This is a genomic window from Ruegeria sp. CDSA141 (assembly GCF_059612005.1).
The window spans coordinates 40,971-60,013 of record NZ_JBXWPT010000020.1 but is presented as its reverse complement, the minus strand read 5'-3'; the positions used below and the strand labels follow the sequence as shown (position 1 = coordinate 60,013).

16 protein-coding genes and 1 pseudogene are annotated in these 19,043 nt (G+C 57.2%); 2 read left to right on the top strand and 15 right to left on the bottom strand.

What is annotated here, in order from left to right; genetic code table 11:
- Window positions 1-77: 77 nt before the first annotated feature.
- Window positions 78-1,004, top strand: a pseudogene (locus tag AC2FLP_RS19500) (flagellar basal body P-ring protein FlgI); the annotation flags it as partial.
- Between the two features lie 46 nt (window positions 1,005-1,050).
- Here the strand turns inward: AC2FLP_RS19500 and AC2FLP_RS19495 are convergent.
- From AC2FLP_RS19495 to AC2FLP_RS19460, 8 genes are all read right to left on the bottom strand, one after another.
- Window positions 1,051-1,695 (bottom strand): DUF1523 family protein, encoded by a 645-nt coding sequence (locus AC2FLP_RS19495; RefSeq protein ID WP_496685606.1) that lies wholly within the window; start codon window positions 1,693-1,695, stop codon window positions 1,051-1,053.
- A gap of 10 nt (window positions 1,696-1,705) precedes the next feature.
- On the bottom strand, window positions 1,706-1,972 hold the full coding sequence (locus AC2FLP_RS19490) for a hypothetical protein (RefSeq protein WP_496685609.1): 267 nt from the start codon (window positions 1,970-1,972) through the stop codon (window positions 1,706-1,708).
- 1 nt (window position 1,973) lies between these two features.
- Window positions 1,974-3,311, bottom strand: a complete 1,338-nt coding sequence (locus AC2FLP_RS19485; RefSeq protein WP_496685612.1) for a DUF6638 family protein — start codon at window positions 3,309-3,311, stop codon at window positions 1,974-1,976.
- Window positions 3,308-3,736, bottom strand: a complete 429-nt coding sequence (locus AC2FLP_RS19480) for a hypothetical protein (RefSeq protein ID WP_496685615.1) — start codon at window positions 3,734-3,736, stop codon at window positions 3,308-3,310. The genes AC2FLP_RS19485 and AC2FLP_RS19480 overlap by 4 nt, the downstream gene beginning before the upstream one ends.
- The gene (locus AC2FLP_RS19475) at window positions 3,736-4,065 is read right to left on the bottom strand and encodes a hypothetical protein (RefSeq protein WP_496685618.1); all 330 of its coding nucleotides are present in this window, start codon (window positions 4,063-4,065) and stop codon (window positions 3,736-3,738) included. The genes AC2FLP_RS19480 and AC2FLP_RS19475 overlap by 1 nt, the downstream gene beginning before the upstream one ends.
- The gene (locus tag AC2FLP_RS19470) at window positions 4,062-5,996 is read right to left on the bottom strand and encodes an AAA family ATPase (RefSeq protein WP_496685620.1); all 1,935 of its coding nucleotides are present in this window, start codon (window positions 5,994-5,996) and stop codon (window positions 4,062-4,064) included. Before AC2FLP_RS19470 ends, AC2FLP_RS19475 begins: the two co-directional genes overlap by 4 nt.
- Before the next feature lie 53 nt (window positions 5,997-6,049).
- Window positions 6,050-7,168 (bottom strand): hypothetical protein, encoded by a 1,119-nt coding sequence (locus AC2FLP_RS19465; RefSeq protein ID WP_496685622.1) that lies wholly within the window; start codon window positions 7,166-7,168, stop codon window positions 6,050-6,052.
- Between the two features lie 277 nt (window positions 7,169-7,445).
- A complete protein-coding gene (locus tag AC2FLP_RS19460; RefSeq protein ID WP_496685625.1) occupies window positions 7,446-8,525 on the bottom strand; it encodes a hypothetical protein in 1,080 nt (359 codons plus the stop codon).
- Window positions 8,526-8,809: 284 nt separating this feature from the next.
- Here AC2FLP_RS19460 and AC2FLP_RS19455 point away from each other — a divergent pair, with 284 nt between their 5' ends.
- Window positions 8,810-10,285: an NAD-dependent succinate-semialdehyde dehydrogenase gene (locus AC2FLP_RS19455; RefSeq protein ID WP_496685627.1), complete on the top strand. Its 1,476-nt coding sequence runs from the start codon at window positions 8,810-8,812 to the stop codon at window positions 10,283-10,285.
- 111 nt (window positions 10,286-10,396) lie between these two features.
- Here AC2FLP_RS19455 and AC2FLP_RS19450 read toward each other — a convergent pair whose 3' ends face one another.
- The 7 genes from AC2FLP_RS19450 to AC2FLP_RS19420 form a co-directional block, all read right to left on the bottom strand.
- Window positions 10,397-12,622, bottom strand: a complete 2,226-nt coding sequence (locus AC2FLP_RS19450; RefSeq protein ID WP_496685629.1) for a HEAT repeat domain-containing protein — start codon at window positions 12,620-12,622, stop codon at window positions 10,397-10,399.
- A 144-nt stretch (window positions 12,623-12,766) separates the two neighbouring features.
- Entirely contained in the window at window positions 12,767-13,234 is a 468-nt protein-coding gene (locus AC2FLP_RS19445) for an Hsp20 family protein (RefSeq protein WP_117871046.1), read from the bottom strand.
- Window positions 13,235-13,357: 123 nt separating this feature from the next.
- On the bottom strand, window positions 13,358-14,173 hold the full coding sequence (locus AC2FLP_RS19440; protein WP_117871048.1) for a trypsin-like serine peptidase: 816 nt from the start codon (window positions 14,171-14,173) through the stop codon (window positions 13,358-13,360).
- Entirely contained in the window at window positions 14,170-14,961 is a 792-nt protein-coding gene (locus AC2FLP_RS19435) for a trypsin-like serine peptidase (protein WP_496685634.1), read from the bottom strand. Before AC2FLP_RS19435 ends, AC2FLP_RS19440 begins: the two co-directional genes overlap by 4 nt.
- A 119-nt stretch (window positions 14,962-15,080) precedes the next feature.
- Window positions 15,081-16,394: a glycolate oxidase subunit GlcF gene (gene glcF, locus AC2FLP_RS19430; protein ID WP_496685637.1), complete on the bottom strand. Its 1,314-nt coding sequence runs from the start codon at window positions 16,392-16,394 to the stop codon at window positions 15,081-15,083.
- Between the two features lie 4 nt (window positions 16,395-16,398).
- Complete coding sequence (locus AC2FLP_RS19425; protein ID WP_299900226.1) at window positions 16,399-17,499, bottom strand: FAD-binding protein; 1,101 nt, start codon at window positions 17,497-17,499, stop codon at window positions 16,399-16,401.
- 29 nt (window positions 17,500-17,528) lie between these two features.
- Window positions 17,529-18,971 (bottom strand): FAD-linked oxidase C-terminal domain-containing protein, encoded by a 1,443-nt coding sequence (locus AC2FLP_RS19420; protein ID WP_496685641.1) that lies wholly within the window; start codon window positions 18,969-18,971, stop codon window positions 17,529-17,531.
- Window positions 18,972-19,043: the final 72 nt, after the last annotated feature.

Here is a 19,043-nt window from a genome sequence, read left to right as displayed (position 1 = left end):
TAAACTCAAACAGAAATCGAACCAGAGCCTCCGTTACGAAAACGCCTCAGCTCTCCGAAAAACTCTGAAGACGGACATTCACCGAAGAAATCATGTCCAACATCCTGGAACGTCTTGGTGTTAACGTCACCGGTGAGGATTTCCGACCCAAAAACGTGGCGGCGGTATTGGTCACAGCCAGCCTGCCACCTTTTGCAAGGGTGGGTGGTCAAATCGATGTAACGGTTTCAGCCATAGGCGATACCAACAGCCTGTTGGGCGGCACTCTGATCATGACCCCGCTGAACGCGGCCGACGGACAAATCTATGCGGTTGCACAAGGCACAATCCTTGCGGGCGGCGTTTCGGCTGAAGGAGAGGCAGCTTCAGTCGTGCGCGGGGTACCAACCTCGGGCGTTATCCCGTCCGGCGCAAGGGTCGAGCGTGAAATTGACTTCGACTTATCAACCCTCACTCAAATGCGCCTTGCACTCAGAGAGCCGGATTTCACCACAGCCGCACGTATCGAAACCGCGATAAACACCGAGTTCAACAGAGCCGTGGCGATCATGCGGGATTCCGGTACGGTTGAGCTCAACGTCGCGGCGACGCAGGCAGTTTCAACAGCCCACGCCATAGGGCGCATTGAGAACATTCTGGTTGAACCGGAATCAAAAGCGCGTGTTGTTGTCGATCAACGCTCTGGTACCATTGTCATGGGACAGGAGGTCCGTATTTCGCGTGTGGCAGTCTCTCAAGGCAATCTGACGCTGACGGTTCAGGAGGCACCGATTGCGGTTCAGCCCAACCCGTTTGCCAGAGGTGAAACAGTGGTCGTGCCACGTACAATCGCAGGGATCGAGGAAGAAGAAGGGACCGGCCTCGCCGAAATCCCCGAGGCCACCACGTTGTCCGAGGTTGTCGCCGGTCTGAACGCGCTTGGGGTCTCGCCTCAGGACATGATCGACATTCTGAAAACGATCAAGGCAGCAGGCGCACTGCATGCGGAATTCATCGTCAGGTGAAGGGCCTGGATGGGCGCGCTGCTGGCACGCCCGCCAAAGCTGCGGTCTATTTCGATTTCCAGCTGTCCAGCCAGCGGCGAAACCTGTTGCGCCGCTCTTCAATGGCATCACCGGCTGCATATAGCCCGTCTTCCACGTTTTCGATCATCGGATCGATCCGAGCCTGCCGGAACCTGCGCCAACGCACCCCTATCGCCCAGACCAACGCGGCAAAGATCGTCAGGAAGATGATATTGAACCAGGGAATGATCCGAACATCCGGCCCTTCTACATCTTCGATGAAAATGGCGTTGGGAAAGATCGACATGAATTCGTTTCGCCAACCATAATGGGTCACGACCACCCATTTCGGGTTTTCCTTGGTCGACTTAGCATCATTGGCCTCGGTATAGAGGTTCGCTGTGTCGAACTTGAAATACGGCGGCCAGCCCCAACCGGTATCCTCGTTTCGGTACACGATGGGTTTTCCGTTGGCCCGCACCGCCTGAATGAACTGCACATCCCGGTTGGACAGGCTGGTGGACTGATCCTCGGGTTCGGACCAGAAAATCCGAGTCCAATCGTTCAAATCCTGCCGTTCTTCATAGGTATTCACGATGCGCACAATGTCATGCTGCGGCAGCGAATACTGCAGGATCACGGCAATCGTACCCCAGAAAATGATAATGAACGCCCATTTCACATAGGCCATGCCTAAACCCTCACATGTAATTCACGATGTAGATCATCGCGCCAATCGCCACCCACGGCACGATATAGACACCCAGGATCAGTTTACGCCGGAACGAATTGTCATACACGTGCAATCCGCGCTCCACAAAGGCTTCCTTGTTGCCCGTCTTGCCTTTTTCATCCCACCAGCTTTCCAGTTTGCGACGGCGCATCCCGCGCGAGTAGAAAGACAGTGCGAAATAGGTAACCGTCTGGATCACCAACAAGATCAGCAAAAGGCGCAACAATCCGAACATATCAGCCTTTCCTCACCGAACCCCACGGGCCGACCCGTGCGATTATGTCATCGCTGACCCGATCGTCGCCGTTCATATCCGGTTCATGCCCGAACAGCGCGGCACGGGCGCCTTGCTTGTCCACCTGATACTCGCGTGCAAGGAAATCGGCAACATAGGCTTTCTTGCTCTCGGGCCATCTGGAATACGTGCTGTAGAACAACTCCTTGTGGCAGATGAACATCTGGCGCGGGTCCAGCGGGGCCAGTTCGGCCAGTAACATGTTTACCAGATCACGGTTCGGCGTATTCGCGGCGCGTAACGTATAGAAATAGGCCGGATGGTCCGAAGTGATACGCGGCCACGGCCCCCCGTCACTCGCCCAGCGCAGCAGTTGCGCCAGACCGTGATAGGCATCAGGCAGGCGATCCGAGTGGTTTCGCGCCAGCCGCCGCATGTCGCTGCGGTCCAACCCGGTCAGGTCAACATCCGCATCCGCCGCTGCGTCAACGGTCAGGAAATCCATCTTCTGTTGCAGGATCGCGGCGGCATCCACGCCGCGCGCCTTGACGATCGGTTCGACAAGATCGTTGTAATCCAGAAACTTGGCGATTTGGTTCCGCTGTGACGGGTCAAACGTGTACTTGATCGGCAGATCGTCAGGCTTTTCACCCATGCAAATCGCTGCCGGATGATCCACATCTGGAAACAGATAGAGCCCGCCAAAATGCGCCGTCCAGAAATTGCGTTGCTCAAAATCCGTGTGGCGCAGACGGACCGGGTTGCGGGTGACGTCGCCGGTTTCCTTGGCCGTCTCGATCATTTTCGCGATCAGCACATCGTCGAACCAGGCGTCCTCTTCGGTTTTGAACCGCTCGACCATGCCCGCCAGTTGCTGCGCCTTGCGCAGGGTGCCGCCCGCGGTGTCGGCCTCGATCTCGATCTTTTTTATGTTCAGCAGATCGCGCGGGGTGCTGAGTTTGATGACCGAGTTCACCAGCTCTCCGGCCACCGCATCGGTTGCGGTCAGAGCAAACAACTGCGCCTCGTTCATCTCGATGAATTCACGCAGGATATCGCGCGAGGTCGAGAATTTGACGTTCAGCAAAGGCGCGCGTTTCTGCTCGGTTGTCAGCAGGATGAACTGGCGGTTGACGCCATTGGGGTTGAGGTAAAGCTCATCCTCCAGCTCAATCCCCACCTCCGGTGAATAGCCCGAGATATCGACATGAAAATCCGTCAACGCCGTGGTTTTGCCCGACAGATGTTGCAGCGCGCGATTATACCGCTCGACCAGAGCCGGGCTGGAGATGTGGACGAGATTGCCAAACATCAGGCCTTTTTTGATGAGGCGGATCAACTTTTTCTGTTCCTTCGAATAGAGCCTGTTTTATTCAAATTAGCCATTTGCCTGCGTTGACGGCGTATGCGCTTTGCGGTTTCCCTTGCTTCTGTATCCATTGGAAAAAGATCGTGACGGGTATAATAGCCTAGACAACAGATTGACGCCGATATCATCGGGCCAATCACAAGAACCCATGGAAAGGCCAAGACTACAATCACAGTTCCTGTAAGAAGGAATATGGCCCCAGCGCTAAATCTACCAACTGACAGCAGTCCATAGACCTCAATAGCGACGCTAGGCACGAGCGCCATACCTACAAGCGGCGCACAAAGAAGCGCTACAATAAAAGGCACTCTTCCTTCAACTGCGAACCAACCTGTGAAAAAGCTGGCTATCGCGGCAATGGGAAAATAACCTACTTCTAAGAGCACATCGTCCACTACCCCTTCCCCTCCAAATACCGCCGCTTGGCCTCGCTGACTACAATCAGGATCGAGGCAACCGAAGATAGGCAAAAACTAAAAAGAAACGAAGCCCAACCCGCTGCAGCGTAAGTTGTTCGATCATGGCTGAGAAGCCGATGGCCAAGGCCAAGATCGAACAACATTCCGATCAGAGAAAGACACAGGATCGAAACTGCTAGCGCCATAATCCATGCCACAATCGAACGCAGGATGAATGGCAGGCGGACAATTTTTTGAGCAATCAAAATGCATGCAGACAAACTAAGACTGGCTGGAAGTGCGAAGATCACAAAGTTAGCAATCACGACCCCTTCCCCTCCAGATACCGCCGCTTGGCCTCTTCCATCCGGCCCATCTCGCGGACGGCGTTTTCGATGGCGACCTCGTCGCTCTTGTCGGCATAGCGGAACTCGCTGTCGGCGTAGCGGTTGATCTCTTGTATCACCATCTCAACCGTAATCGGCTGGCGCAGGTCCTCGATCATCGCCTTCTTGGTGTCGTAGTCGCGGAACAGGAACAGGTCAGGGTTTTCCATCCACTCGTCGGGTAGTTCGAAATCCATCGCGCGGACCTTCACCGCGTCGGTGATGTTCTTGATCGCGCGGCCCGTGAAACGCTCATCCGCCTGCTGGATCGCCTTGAGGTAGGTGCCCAGCTTGGCAATCGTGTCCATCTGGCCGATATCGCCAGACACCCGGTCATAGACCTGCAGCAGCGCGTCCTCATGCGGGCGCGCATGGCTTTCGAAACTGGCGGCGACGGCTTTCTTGATCTCTTGCGCGGCATAGGCTTCGTGCGCGCCCAGCGGGATGTCGTGGTTGCGGCCCATCAGCAGGTGCAGGATGTCGATGTAATCCTCGCGCGTCTGCGGCCCGTCCACAAGGAACCGCGCGCCCGCGCGTTGGCGCAGGGCGTCGTCCACATTCTCGGGGTAGTTCGAGAACATGCCAAAGGTGCAGTTGCCGCGCACAACGGTGTTTGCGCCCGCAAAGCTCTCCATCAGAACGGCGGTGATTTCCAGTTGCCCGGCCGAGGACTGCCGGTCGCCGCGTTTGCCCGCCAGTTGGTCGATATCGTCAATGGTGCCGAAGCCGATGACCGAGGGGTCGATGATCGTGTTGATAAAGGCTTTAGCGTTCTGGCCGGATTTGCCCTGATAGCTGTCGATATTGTCGGTGCTCAGGTTTTGATAGCGAAACGGATAGCCCGCGTTCTGGCAATAGTCGTTGATCAGCCCGGCCATCATCTGGATCAGGGTTGTCTTGCCAGTGCCCGGTTTGCCATCCCCCATGAAGGTGAAGATGAACCCGCCGAGTTCCGCGAACGGGTTCAGGCGGCGGTCGAAGTCATAGGCCATCACCATCTTGGCCAGCTTCATCGCCTGATATTTGGCGATATGGTTGCCGACCACCTCGTTCGGTTTTTTGAACGTCATGGTTAGGGTGGTGGATTTGGCCTTGGAGGCCGGTTCGAACCCCCGGATGGTCAGGTCATCCGCCTCGATATGCCAGGCGGCGTTCTGAAACGGGGCCAGATGGCCAGCGGACTGGGCGCGCAGAGCGGCCTTGTCCATCAGCTGTTCAGCATAGGCACTGGTGGCCGCGATCAGGTGCGCGTCGTCAGGCGCGTGTTTGGCCAGCGTCTGGTCCAGCTCCCACAACGCTCCGTGCAGGGCCAATTGACCATTGTCAGTCAAAACCTCTTCGATTTCGCCAACATCAACAGTGGTTTCGCCCAGATGCGAAGACATCAGATAGGCCAGCGCATTGCCAAACACATGCGAGGTGACCAGAGCCTCAGCCGTCAGCAACTCCGAAAACTCAGTCTTGCGCGCCGCAGGCAGGTCCCCGGCCAGATTTGCGCGTTTAAGGTCGGACAGCGGGGTTTGTTCCGCATAAGCCTCGGCCACGGCCAGAGCGATGGCAATGGCCCGGCGAATGGCCTGCTGTGTGGTGGCCTGTGGCGGCGAGACCAGCGCATCGCCATCATCCGACGCCTCAATCCGTTCGACCAGATGTACACCATCCGCGCGTGCCGTACGCCGCGTCACCAAACCCGGAGTCGTCGAGCGAAACCGCCGCCCGCTCGACACGCCCGGAGACCGTTCGACGGTGGCCGCAACGGGTTTGGCGATCCGCGGCGCGTGTTCAAAACCGTTCAGCAAGGCGGTCGCTGCCGGGTAATGCTTGCGAATATCGTCTTCGCGCAATTCCATCTGATCTGACGTCAAACTCATTTCAAAACCGCCCTTGCTTCATCTTTTCAAAAATACTCCCGCCGGAGGTCAAACTAATAGCGCAACACCTGCCCGCTCTTGCTGACCACGAATTTGCGCACATCACCAAATCCCGGCGGGTTGCGTTCAGCTAGCACCTGAAACGGGCGCTGGGGCAGAATGATTGATCGCTGAGTACGGGTCGCCCCGGTCTCGGCCCCCTGCCCGCCGAACGGGTCCAGTGCAAAAACCTCACGCTCGACGGTAGAAAACCACCCGGCGCGCTCTTCGATCACTTCTTCGCTTTGCAGCTCTTCAGTGGTCCAGGCCAGCGCCCAGTCTTCCCCCTGCGGAGATTGCGCGTCCTCCAGCACTTGCCGCAGGGGGCCGGACTGCTCGGTGTAGGCTGAGGAATACATCGGTCCCACATGAATGCGGCGCAAATGCTTGGGATGGAGGTCGTCGAAATCCTGATCGAACCCTTTGGCGATCGTCACCAGTTTCAAACCGCCCAGCGCTTGCGCCATCAGATGCGCCTGTACTTCGGGCCAGCGACGTTGATCTTTGGGCAAAGCGGTCTTGCCGCTATCCTCAAGCTGCATCAGGTAAATGACCGGCAGGTTGATCTGGCTGTCATAAACCGCCCAGTGGATCATGAACTTGCGCCGCTCGCCCTCATTCCCGATCCAGTGGCATTCGGGATCGTTGCGGGCCCAGAACAGCTGACCCTTCAGCAATTCCTCGTAATAGAGCCTTTGGGACAGCGCGAATTGCAGTTTGGTGGGGATTTCCTGTTCGCTGATGATGGTGCGCACCATGTCGGTCTTAAGGTCATCTTCCGAGGGCATATTCGCCAGATGCACCTGCGCTTGCTGCGCGTCATTGGCCATGGTCAGCAGCTCGGCCGCCACCGGAAACCCGCTATCACGCTTGTCCATGGCGAGGCTGCCAAAGAACCGCCCGGTATCGCGCCCGACCAGTAGGTATTTCATGCTGAGCGCGCGGAAGGTGTAGAGCAGCCCCGAGAGGTAACGCGACACGATCCGCACCTCTTGTTTCGAGATCGCGCCCTCCGCCTCCATCGTCGCGGCCACGCGCAGAAGGTGAACAGTGATCACCTCAAATTTGCGGAAATACCGTCGCGAGGCGAAAGTGTCGGTCAGGCCGACATGGTCTTGGGTGGGGTTAGTCATTATCCACGCGCTCTTTTCTTTGTCGGTGGCCGAATAACTTCTCATCAAGCTGTTCAAGCTTGATCAGACCGTTGGCGAACAAAACGCAGAGGCAGAATGTCGCCAAGAGAACACCCACTATCAGCACAAGTTTGATCACCAAGTGGTCTGGCATCCAATCGGCTGTCAGAAGAAGCAAAGTCAGGAACCCGCCGAAGACAACAAAGAGAATCCCTATCCTGAACCTGTAGCGTATTCCTTTTGGCTTGCCTTTGGAATGGAACGTCACTGAAGCGCATCACCCCCCGTACAAATTCTTATCATGCTTCTCGACAATCGAAGCAAACCGGCGGGCAAAGCGTTCATCTGCCTTGGCCTTTTTCTCCAGCACGTCGCGGGCAAAGACCATGTGGTCCTCATGCGCCTCAAGCATGTCGGCCATTTTCTGGTTGGTCGCGGTGCCGATTGAGGCCATGGCGGTTTGCGCCTCTTGATCCGTCTGCACGCCGATCTCGTTGATGCGGTGGGCCACGTCCTGCTGCTGGGCGGTTTTCAGCGATTTGGTCAGGGCGTCATACAGCACCACGCGCTGCTGGGTGTCTGTCTGCAGCTTGTTGATCAGCACCATCTGTGTCGCCGCCTGGTTTTGCAGTGAATCGACCCAGGTCTTGCCCTTTTCGATATAGCGTTCAAGCGTCTGCGATTTGGCCAGCTTGACCTGCTCTTCCTGAACCTTGGCGTTGTATTGTTTGTTCAGCTCGGCCAGTTCGGTTTCCAACTGCGTGCGCGCGGCGGCGTCCTGTTCGACGCTGATCTTGTTTTCCAGCGTAATAATGGCCGGGTCCATGCCCTGAATCTCAGCGCGTAAGGCTTCCAGCTCGGCCACGGTCGCCTCGCGATCGTCCAGCGTGCCGGTCAGGTTGTCCTCGACTTTGACGCGTTGTTCTTCCAGCACGGCCAACTGCCCTTCCAGTAGTTTGACGATCACGTCGGATTTGGCGATCAGGTCCTGCAGCTTGTCGTCGATATTGGCCGTGCGCATGCGTTCCTGCCGCATCGACTCGGATTTGCCTTTCGAGAAGATGCCGACAAAGGTCTCCCACCCGGATTTCGAGCGCATCTCGTCAAAATCCTTGGAAAAGGCGCTGGTGACGTCGTCCAGACCCATGATCAGCTCGGCGATATTGGCGTTCATCACCTCGGTATGGGCATGCACATCCTCGAGCGTGGCGTTTTCGATGTCGATATCGGCCTCGGCGGTGCCGATCTTGGCGCGGACGGCTTCAATACGCGAGGTCAGCCCTTCGATCTGAGACTGGCTTTCGCGCACTTTGGTTTGCGTTTCCTGAATAAGCGCTTCGAATTGCTGGTTCGACATCTCTGCTGTCCTCTTTTTCTTTAATTACCCAATAAGATAGGGAATGTTACGATGATTTACATCCCCTGGGTCTCAAAATTCACCCAGACTTTGACAAACTCCTTTGCAAAAGGAAAGGCGAGACCGCCGAATGAAAGAAACAGATATCGAGTGACTTCATTAGATTAACTTGTTAAGTAAATTTTTGATCAAATCTGGATTGATTCCACATCCAGAGTGGCCATAGACAATTGAGACATCACCTGATTGGGTGCGCGCAACCCAATTCACGCCGGAGGCTTATCATGCTGGACGCAACGACCGATCTGAAGTCAATCCTGAAGAACCCCGAATTGCTTGTAACCAAAGCCTATATCGGCGGTCAGTGGGTAGACGGTGACAATGGCACGTTCAAAGTCACGAACCCCGCTCGGGGCGATGTGGTCGCCGAGGTGGCTGACGTCAGCCGTGCTCAGGTCGCCGGAGCAATCGCACAGGCCGAAGCCGCGCAGAAAGAATGGGCCAAACTGACCGGCAAGGAACGTGCAGCCATCCTGCGGCGCTGGTTCGATCTGATGATGGAAAATGCCGAGGATCTGGGCAAGATCCTGACCGCTGAACAGGGCAAACCGCTGGCAGAGGCCATCGGTGAGATCGGCTATGGCGCGTCCTTCATCGAGTTCTTCGGTGAAGAGGCCAAGCGCGTCTATGGCGAGACAATTCCCGGCCATCAGCGCGACAAGCGGATCATGGTGATGAAGCAGCCGATCGGCGTTGCGGCCTCGATCACGCCCTGGAACTTCCCCAACGCGATGATCACCCGCAAGGCAGGCCCGGCTTTGGCCGCCGGCTGCGCCTTTGTTGCGCGTCCGGCCACCGAAACGCCCCTGTCGGCGCTGGTACTGGCGATGCTGGCGGAACAGGCCGGCGTGCCCGCGGGTGTGTTCAACGTGGTGCCTTCATCAAGGGCCAGTGAAATCGGCAAGGAGTTCTGCGAAAACCCCGGCGTGCGCAAGCTGACCTTTACCGGTTCGACCGAAGTGGGCCGCATTCTGCTGCGCCAGGCGGCCGATCAGGTCATGAAATGTTCGATGGAACTGGGCGGTAATGCGCCGTTCATCGTGTTCGACGACGCCGATCTGGATGCAGCCGTCGAAGGCGCGATGCTGTGCAAGTTCCGCAACAATGGCCAGACCTGTGTCTGCGCGAACCGTATCTATGTGCAGGCCGGTGTCTATGACGCTTTCGCGGCCAAACTGAAAGCGGCAGTGGAAGCGCTGAAAATCGGCGACGGCTTGACCGAAGGCACCACCACCGGCCCGCTGATCAATGCCGACGCAGTCGCCAAAGTCGAGGAACATATCAAGGACGTAACCGACAAGGGCGGCGCGGTGCTGACTGGCGGCCTGCCCCATGATCTGGGCGGCACGTTCTTCCAGCCGACCATCGTGACCGGCGTGACTCAGGACATGCTGGTGGCGCAGGACGAAACCTTTGGCCCTCTGGCCCCGCTGTTCAAGTTCGAGGACGAAGACGACGTGATCGCCATGGCCAATGACACGATTTTTGGTTTGGCCTCGTATTTCTATGCCAAGGACCTGAGCCGCGTCTACAAGGTGGCCGAGGCGCTGGAATACGGCATCGTCGGCGTGAACACCGGCATCATCTCGACCGAGCTGGGCCCCTTCGGCGGCGTCAAGCAATCCGGCCTGGGCCGCGAAGGCAGCCATCACGGCATGGAAGACTATCTGGAAATAAAATACGTCTGCATGTCGGTCTGATCCAATACGGTCTCTGTCCCATTGCGGTGGACAGAGACCCCGCATCGGGATACGCGATCGCGTCGTTGTACAGACAAATCTATGGCTGCGGCCCAATCGACGTTGACACGGCTAGTCTGCGGATTTGTCGCGTATCTGTTCGATTGCACGGGTCGCGAACTTTCCCTGCAACGAACCGTCCACCATCGCTTCCAGCGCGGGCAGCGCAGACGACGCCGCGCTACCTATTTTCCCCAATGCAATAGCTGCTTCTTTGCGGACAAACACCGACGGGCTATCAAGAAGCGCGATCAATTCCGGCACCGCTGACTCTGCCTCAGGACCAAACAGGGCCAGTGATTGGGCTGCCGCCCTCTGATCTTTTGCATCCCCCCGGGACAGATCTGCCCTGAGACTTGCTATGGTTTTTTCCGGAGGCAGCGCTGCCAGGCGAAGCCCATCGTTCAGCCGGGCGTTCAAATGCTGGTTTTCTCCGACCCAGCGGATGATGAAAAGGTAATTTTGAACAGCGTCCTGCATGACACCGGCGTGCTTGCCCTTTTGCCATCGGTCGATGATGGCCCTGCCACCACGCCGATCACCATTCAGGGCCAGAACCGAGGCTGCAAATGGCATCAGCTCAGTGGCCTGCGGGTTTCTGTTCAACTCTTTCTCGATCACATCTGCCGCGCCCGTCAGGTCATCCAATGCGTAAAGAGCCGCCGCTTCAAACAGCGCGTAGTGGCTGGGATAATTGGGATCCAGCCGGGTCGCGGCCTGCACAAAGGCCAGACCTTCCTCTGGCTCACCAGCCGCTATCAAAGCCCAACCCATCGTCAGATGTGCCTCGGGGTCGCTAGGTTGCAGCGCGATGGCTTTCGCTGCTTCTCGTCTGGCGTCTTCCGTCCCCCGACCTACCCCTTCGGTACTGTCCCAATCCGGAAGGTTGAGACTGACAATCGCCCGGATAACGTGCACCAGGGCGGTGTCCTGCTCCATCATATCCCGGTAATACTTGTAAAACAGGCCGATGTGCATTTGCGCGCCTGAACCCGCAAATCCATTCCAGTGATGAAAGATGTGCGGTCGCAAATGCGCCAGGGCAAGCGTCGCCCAAGCACGCCCATAATCCGGGTCCAGTTCCACGGCCTTTTTAAAATGCGGAATTGCCGCAAGGTTGTCCTGTTCGTTGAACTGCGAATACAGCTCCCACCCGCGTTGGAAGGCTTCGCGTGCCGCAATGGTCTGGGTTTCCACGCTTTCGATGGCCTGCCGGCTTTGAGGGTCGAGCGGAAGATCCAGCTTCTGAGCAATTGCGAGAACAATGGTTTTCTGCACTTCAAAGATATCATCGATCGCACCATCGAATCTTTCCGCCCAGATCAATCGCCCGTTCAAAGTGTCGGTCAGGCGAATATTGATCCGGAAATCTTCATCCGCACGTCGCACGCTGCCGTCAACGACGTAACGAACCCCCAGCTCTTCGGCAAAACGTGCGATGTCGATGTTGCTATCGCGGTATGCGAAGGATGAATTCCCGGCGATGACGAACAATCCGGATATTCGGGACAGGTCCGTGATCAAATCCTCAGAGATACCGTTGATCAGCATCTCCTTGGAAGCGTCATCGGTGTAATTCGCAATCGGCAACACTGCGATGGAAGGTAGATCCGGCAAGGGGTAAACCATCTGCGCCTCTGAGGCGCGCAATTGGCCAGTCTTCCACGGTTTTGCCAGATAAAGCCCAACGACCGCCAACGTCACCAGTAGAGCCGCCAGTGGCAGCCATCGGGATTTCCTCTTCGTGCCGCGTTTTCGCGGTGAAGGCAAAACTTCTGCTTCTATGCGAAAAGCCTGAACCAGGTCAGTGATGTTCTTGACGTTCTGTGGCCCGATCAGAGCAAAACCGTAAGGCACTTTGTTGCGCGCATAGTCGACGATGGATTGTGAAACAACGATGCCACCGGGATCTGCCAGAGCCTCGAGCCGCGCGGCAACGTTCACGCCGTCGCCAAGGATGTCACCCCCGTTCGAAACCACATCGCCGACATTCAGGCCGATTCGAAACGTGATGACGCTATCTTGATCGGTTCCCGCGTTTCTCTTTGCAAGGTCGGCCTGAATCTCCACGGCGGCGTGAACCGCATCGACGGCGCTGCGAAATTCGATCACAAAGCTGTCTCCAGCAGTGTTCGCGATGCGTCCTGAATGCCGGGCGATCGTTGGCTCTATGACTTCGCTGCGGATCAGCCGAAGCCTTGCGATGGTACCTTCTTCGTCCAGACCAACCAATCTTGAGTAGCCGGCGATGTCGGCTGCCAGGATAGCTGCTAGTCGACGTTTTGGTCGGCTCTCCATAATACCGAAGACTATCAGGCGGATAATTTGCTGGGAACCAGTTTTCGAGCACGCCAAAAACACAACACCCCGCGTCTGGAGGAACGCGGGGCGTGTGATGCGGCAGCCCGGGAGGAGTGGACTGCCGCAGGATAGTCAGAAGCCTCAGTTCACGGCTTTGGCGTCCACCACATCCTTCTCGATGGCCTTGGCCGAGGTGATCTCGATCCGGCGCGGTTTCAGGGCCTCTGGAACCTCGCGCTTCAGTTCGATGTTCAGCATACCGTTTTCGTGGCTCGCACCGGTGACGCGGACATGGTCCGCCAAGGCAAACCGACGCTCGAACGCGCGGGTGGCGATGCCACGGTGCAGATAGGTGCGCTCTTTGTCTTCAGCGGCTTTTTTGCCTGCCACGACAAGTGAATTCTCTTTCACTTCTACGGCCAGGTCGTTTTCCGAAAACCCGGCGACGGCCACCGAAATTCGGTAGGTGTCGACATCGGTTTTTTCGATGTTGTAGGGTGGATAGCTGGGCTGGGCCCCATCGTTGGTCAGAACGCGATCCATCATGTCGGCGATCTGGTCAAAGCCAATGGTGGCGCGGTGCAGCGGTGCAAAATCAAACGTACGCATGTGTCATATCCTCATTCTTGAGCGATTTGCGATAAGTGCCCTCCGATCGGACGGGCGATTTCGAATATCGAACCCCGTTGTGGCGATCCGATATACATCACATGGGTAGCGATTTCGCCGAGTTCAACCCCCGCCGGAACTGATGAATTTCGCACCAGATCCTGACTTGCCGGAACCGACCTGCAACCGGCGAATCGACGCCTTGGGCTGAGGTGCGTCGCGCCGCATAATAGCCTTGAGTTCGGCGACTATCCCGTCAAGCTCCATGCCAAACCCCACCTTTCTGCGACCGTTCGTGCCTACCGCCGAAACCACAGACAGGATCTGCCAGCGGGAACCGTTTCTCGCCAGAATTGCAGACCCGGAAGACCCGAAAGTAATGTCGCAATCAAAGGTGATCAGACCCTGCCTGCGGTCGATGATACGGCACGACCGTTCTCGTGTGATCGCCTCGGACCGTCCCCGCCCGTACGAGGCGATGCTGATCTCATTGCCCGGAACACGGCCGCTGTGCAGCGCAAAGGGGTCGGCGACCGAGTACGGAATAGGCTCGTTCAGCCGCATCAGTGCCACATCCAACTGGACACCTTCTTGTGAAAGTGGGTTCTGCGAACCATAGCTGGGATGAACGACGATTTGCGTGACCTGACGCTCGGCCAAAGCGTTGCCGTTGCTGAGGCCTGCACGAAACGTGATGTCTTCGGGTACGTAAGTCTTCCCGGTACGACGATCCACCGCACAATGGGCCGCGGTCAGCACCATGTCCTGCGCAATCAACGTGCCGGTACAATACGAGGCGTCGCGGACATCCAGCCGTCCGATCGCCTCCCAACCATAAAGGTCATCCCGATCGGTCAGCCTGCGCTTGTTGGATTGCGCATGCAGCGCTGTTGCCAAGACGCTCAGGCCAAGTAACAGGCTCCAGAAGACTCTCATCATGGCCGAATGAACCTTGCGCCTATGTTCTTGTTCGTTCCCGATCCGGACGAGGAAAGCCCAAATCCTCGCCCCGCAGAAAGTTCGTCACGCAGCAATTTCAGCGAATGCTCAACCGCGGTTCCAATTGCAACACTCTGGCCGTCCATACTGGCCTTGGCCGCTACCACCGATACGATCTGAGGGCGCGCGCCCGCGAAGGAAAAAACCGGTGCCCCCGAGGACCCGAAATCAACATCGCAGGACATGATCATAAACCCGGCCTGCCGGTTCATGACCGAACAGACCTGTTGTAGAGACGGAGCTTCTGACCTGTCATGCGCATAAGACACAACGCCCACTTCAGCGCCGCGTTTGGGCTGATCGCCCGACTCAAATGGAATTACCGCGGTATTACGGATCGGCTGCCACAGCTCGATCAAAGCCACGTCCGCGCTTACCCGGTCGGCCGTAGAATCGACGCCATATTGGTAATCCGGATGGATCACAGCCTGGCGCGCGGTCCGATACGCCAACGCACGTCCCAAACGCCACCCGGCCAGAAACTCGATATCTGCGGGGTTGATCCGTTGTCCGGATCTTTTGTCAAACAGGCAATGCGCCGCTGTCAGTACAAGCGTCGGCGACACCAGCGTTCCGGTGCAAAACCCTGCGCCGGCGATATCCAACCGCCCGACAGCCATCCACTCGCGCCCCGAATCCGTCGTATTCAGGCTTTCCAGTCCGGTGTCCTGCGCCGTGGCCGCCAACGGCAAGACACAGAGCACGATCGCCTTGATCCAGTTGCGCACGCGGTTCTCCGAGACTCACTTCGAAGCTTTTGTCTTACGTGCCGCGTTGGGCGAAAATAGGGCGGTCAGGCACCGAAGGAATTTTCGTGGAAAATGATGCCCGCTGGCATCAGCATGATTTACCGCAAGACGGGAACCGGGTTCCCTGTTCTGTGCAAGGCCGGTGGCTTTGGCCCGCCCGTCGCCCAGTCCAGCAACTCTACCGTATGAACGATCGGTAGTTGCGTACCAGAACCGATCTGCATCATGCAACCGATATTGCCGGCGGCAATGATATCAGGCTTTTTCGCCTCAAGTGTTCTGACTTTTCGCTGTTTCAACTGGCCCGATATTTCCGGCTGCATCAGGTTGTACGTTCCCGCGCTGCCGCAGCACAAATGGCTGTCGGTAGGTTCGACAACCGTGAAACCCGCGTGGTTCAGCAAATCTTTGGGGTAAGACTTGATCTTCTGCCCATGCTGCAACGAACAGGCGGCATGATAGGCGACGGTCAGGTTTTGGTTTTCGCCCGTCGGCAGGTCCAGCTTGAACAGAAGTTCACTGATATCCATAGCGATTCCAGACACACGCGCCGCATCTTCGGCAAGCGGGTCATTGCGAAACATGTGCCCATAATCTTTCACGGTGGTGCCACAACCGGAGGTATTGATGACTATGGCGTCCAGTCCTTCACCGTCCATTTCCCGTTTCCAGGCTCTGATATTGGCGGTTGCCGCCATATGACTGTCTTGCACCTTGCCCATGTGATGGGTCAAAGCTCCGCAACACCCGGCACCGTCAGCGACCACAACTTCGCACCCCAATCGAGTCAGCAGGCGGATCGTGGCGTCATTGATATCGGTGTTCAGCGCCCTTTGCGCGCAGCCCGTCATCAGCGCCACCCGCATTTTTCGTTCACCGCCGGGCGCAAATCTCTGCGGATCATCGTTACGGCTGACAGGCGGGATATGCTTGGGCGCCATGTCTAACATCGCGCGCAGCCGGGCATCAGGCATCAGGAACCTGAAAGGACGGCCCAGCCTGGCCCCGATCAGGGCCCAACGGAATCGCATCGGATAGGGCAGGATCTGCGCCAAAACCCAGCGCAACACACGATCCGTTAGCGGGCGCTTGTAGTTGGCCTCGACATATTCACGCGCATGATCGACCAGATGCATATAATGCACGCCTGACGGGCAGGTGGTCATGCAGGCCAGACAGGACAGGCAGCGGTCGATGTGCCTGACCGTCTTTTCGTCGGGCACACGCCCGTTTTCCAGCATGTCCTTGATCAGGTAGATGCGCCCACGCGGACTGTCGAGCTCATCTCCCAGCACCTGATATGTAGGGCACGTGGCCGTGCAAAATCCGCAATGGACGCAGTTGCGCAGAATCTCGTTCGACCGCTGGATTGCCGGGTCTTGCAATTGCTTTTCCGTGAATGTTGTCTGCATCGCCCTATCCCATCAGTCCCGGGTTGAACAAGCCACGAGGATCAAATTTCGCACGCAGACCCTTTGTCAGAGCCGATACTGTTGTTGGTTCCGGTTGAAACCGCCCCAGCTTTGTGATCGTTGCGTGGTCAGAACGCACCAGCGTGGCATGACCAGAAAACTCACCAAGTCGGGCACGCACATCCGTGCCGGCCGGGACCCGCAGCCAAACAAGACCGCCGCCCCAATCAAACAGCGCTTGATCCGCTTCGACCCGCGCGGATGTTTCGGCCGCGTCACCAGGTTTGACAGACAGCCGCCAGATATCTCCGCCTTTCCCTTGGAACGGATGAACGTCGCGGATCCCGGTCCAAAGCGTGACGGCATCTCCTTCGTCTGTCACCTCTCCGAAACCTGACAGTACGGCGGTCAACCGACCGATCCGATATGCAACCGAATCCGCAAAGCCTTCGACCCTAAGCAAGGCTTTTCCGCCCTCAGGGTTGTAGACGGCCCCGGTCACCTCAAAGGGTGACTTCAACGCAGCAGAAAGAACTTCCACCGCGCTTCCGACGTCCTGCACGGCGACGGACAAGGTCGCCACGCTTTCCGGCTTGGGCAACACCTTCAACGACACTTCGGTCAGAATGCCCAATGTCCCCCAAGACCCGGCCATCAATTTGACCAGATCATAACCGGTAACGTTTTTCATCACCCGCCCGCCGTTCTTGATCACCTGTCCACGCCCGTCGACGAAACGCACGCCCAGCAGGAAATCCCGGCATGCACCGACCTGAATCCGCCGCGGGCCAGAGATATTGGCCGCCACAACACCGCCAATCGTTGGTTCACCCTGAGTTTCAAGCAAACTGCGGTGGTCCATCGGCTCAAACGCCAGCTGCTGACCTTCCGCCTCAAGCACGGCCTGGATCTCTGCCAATGGCGTTCCGGCATTGGCCACAAGAGTAAGCGCCCCGGGTTCGTAAAGCGAAATGCCACGCAGAGCCCCGGTTTCGATATTCGCTTCAGGACCGGAGATTGCGCGCGTACCGCCACCGACGATGCGAACAGGGTCTCTCAACCCGGCCACCATGTCGGCCAGTTCAGATTCTGTTTCTGGTTTCATGGCAAAATCCATTATTAGAGCCTGATATTTTAGACAATCCGTGCATCGCGGCGGGTTTCCGACACGTTCAGAGGGAACACTTTGGCAGGGTTCAGAAGCCAATCGGGATCAAAAACGTCCTTGACCGCCATCTGCGCCTCAAGATCGGCAGGGGCATATTGATGCGACATGAGATCCCTTTTCTCGATACCCACGCCATGCTCACCGGTGAGGCAACCGCCTTCGTCCACGCATAGTTTCAGAATTTCGGCCCCGAAGGCCTCGCATTTTTCCAGATCACCCGGTTTATTGGCATCGAAAAGGATCAACGGATGCATGTTCCCGTCACCTGCGTGAAAAACGTTCCCGACAGGCAGCTCAAATTCTTCACTCAACTCGCCGATGCGGCGCAGCACCGTTGGCAGGGCCGACACCGGGATCGTACCGTCAAGGCACATGTAATCGTTCAACTGCCCCATGGCGCCGAATGCAGATTTCCGACCAAGCCAGATTTTTGCGCTTTCTTCGGCTGACTGGCTTTCTCGCAGTTCGACCGGGTTGTGGCGTTTGGCGATCTCGATGATTTTCGACAGTTGATGGTCGATTTCGGCTTCCGACCCTTCCACTTCGACAATCAACAGCGCATGGCAGTCGGGGTATCCGGCGTGCGCAAAGTTCTCGCAGGCCTTTATGCACAGCGTGTCCATGAACTCGATCGCGACCGGCAGAATGCCCGATTTGATAATGTCCGAGACACACCGGCCCGCGACTTCATTGTCGTCGAACCCCATCAGAACCGGCCGCGCGCCTTCGGGTTTGCGCAGAATGCGCAGCGTCGCTTCGGTCACCACGCCCAGCTGACCTTCCGAGCCGCAAATGACGCCCAACAGGTCCAGACCGGGCGCATCCAGATACGCACCGCCGATTTCAACGGCATTGCCATCCATCATCACCATGGTCACGCCCAGAAGGTTGTTCGTTGTCACACCATATTTCAGGCAATGGGCACCACCTGAATTCATCGCGATATTGCCGGCAATGGCACAGGCCAGTTGCGAGGATGGATCAGGCGCATAGAAAAAGTCCTCTTCCTCGACCGCGCCGGTAACGCTCAGATTTGTGCGGCCAGTCTGCACCCTGATGAAACGGTTGTCATAATCTACCTCCAGCACCTCATTCATCCGCGCGACACCCAGAATGACACAATCGGCAGTCGGCAACGCCCCACCGGCCAGCGACGTACCCGCACCGCGCGGAACGACCGGCACGCCTTCGTCATGGCAAATGCGCAAAACATCCGAGACTTCCTGCGTGCTTGACGGCAACACGGCTAGCATCGGAGGGCATTTGTACGCCGTCAGCGCATCACACTCATAGGCCCGGGTTTCAACCGGATCATGAATGATTGCATCTTTTGGCAGGACCTGCGCCAGCCGGGCGACAACCTTACTTTTCCGGCTCAGAACATCCGCACTTGGCTTTGGCATTTCCATGGCGTTTCTCCCTTTGGTAAAATAATATTACCAATTTACCGCACTGGCAAGTTCCGATCTCCGGTCGTACTG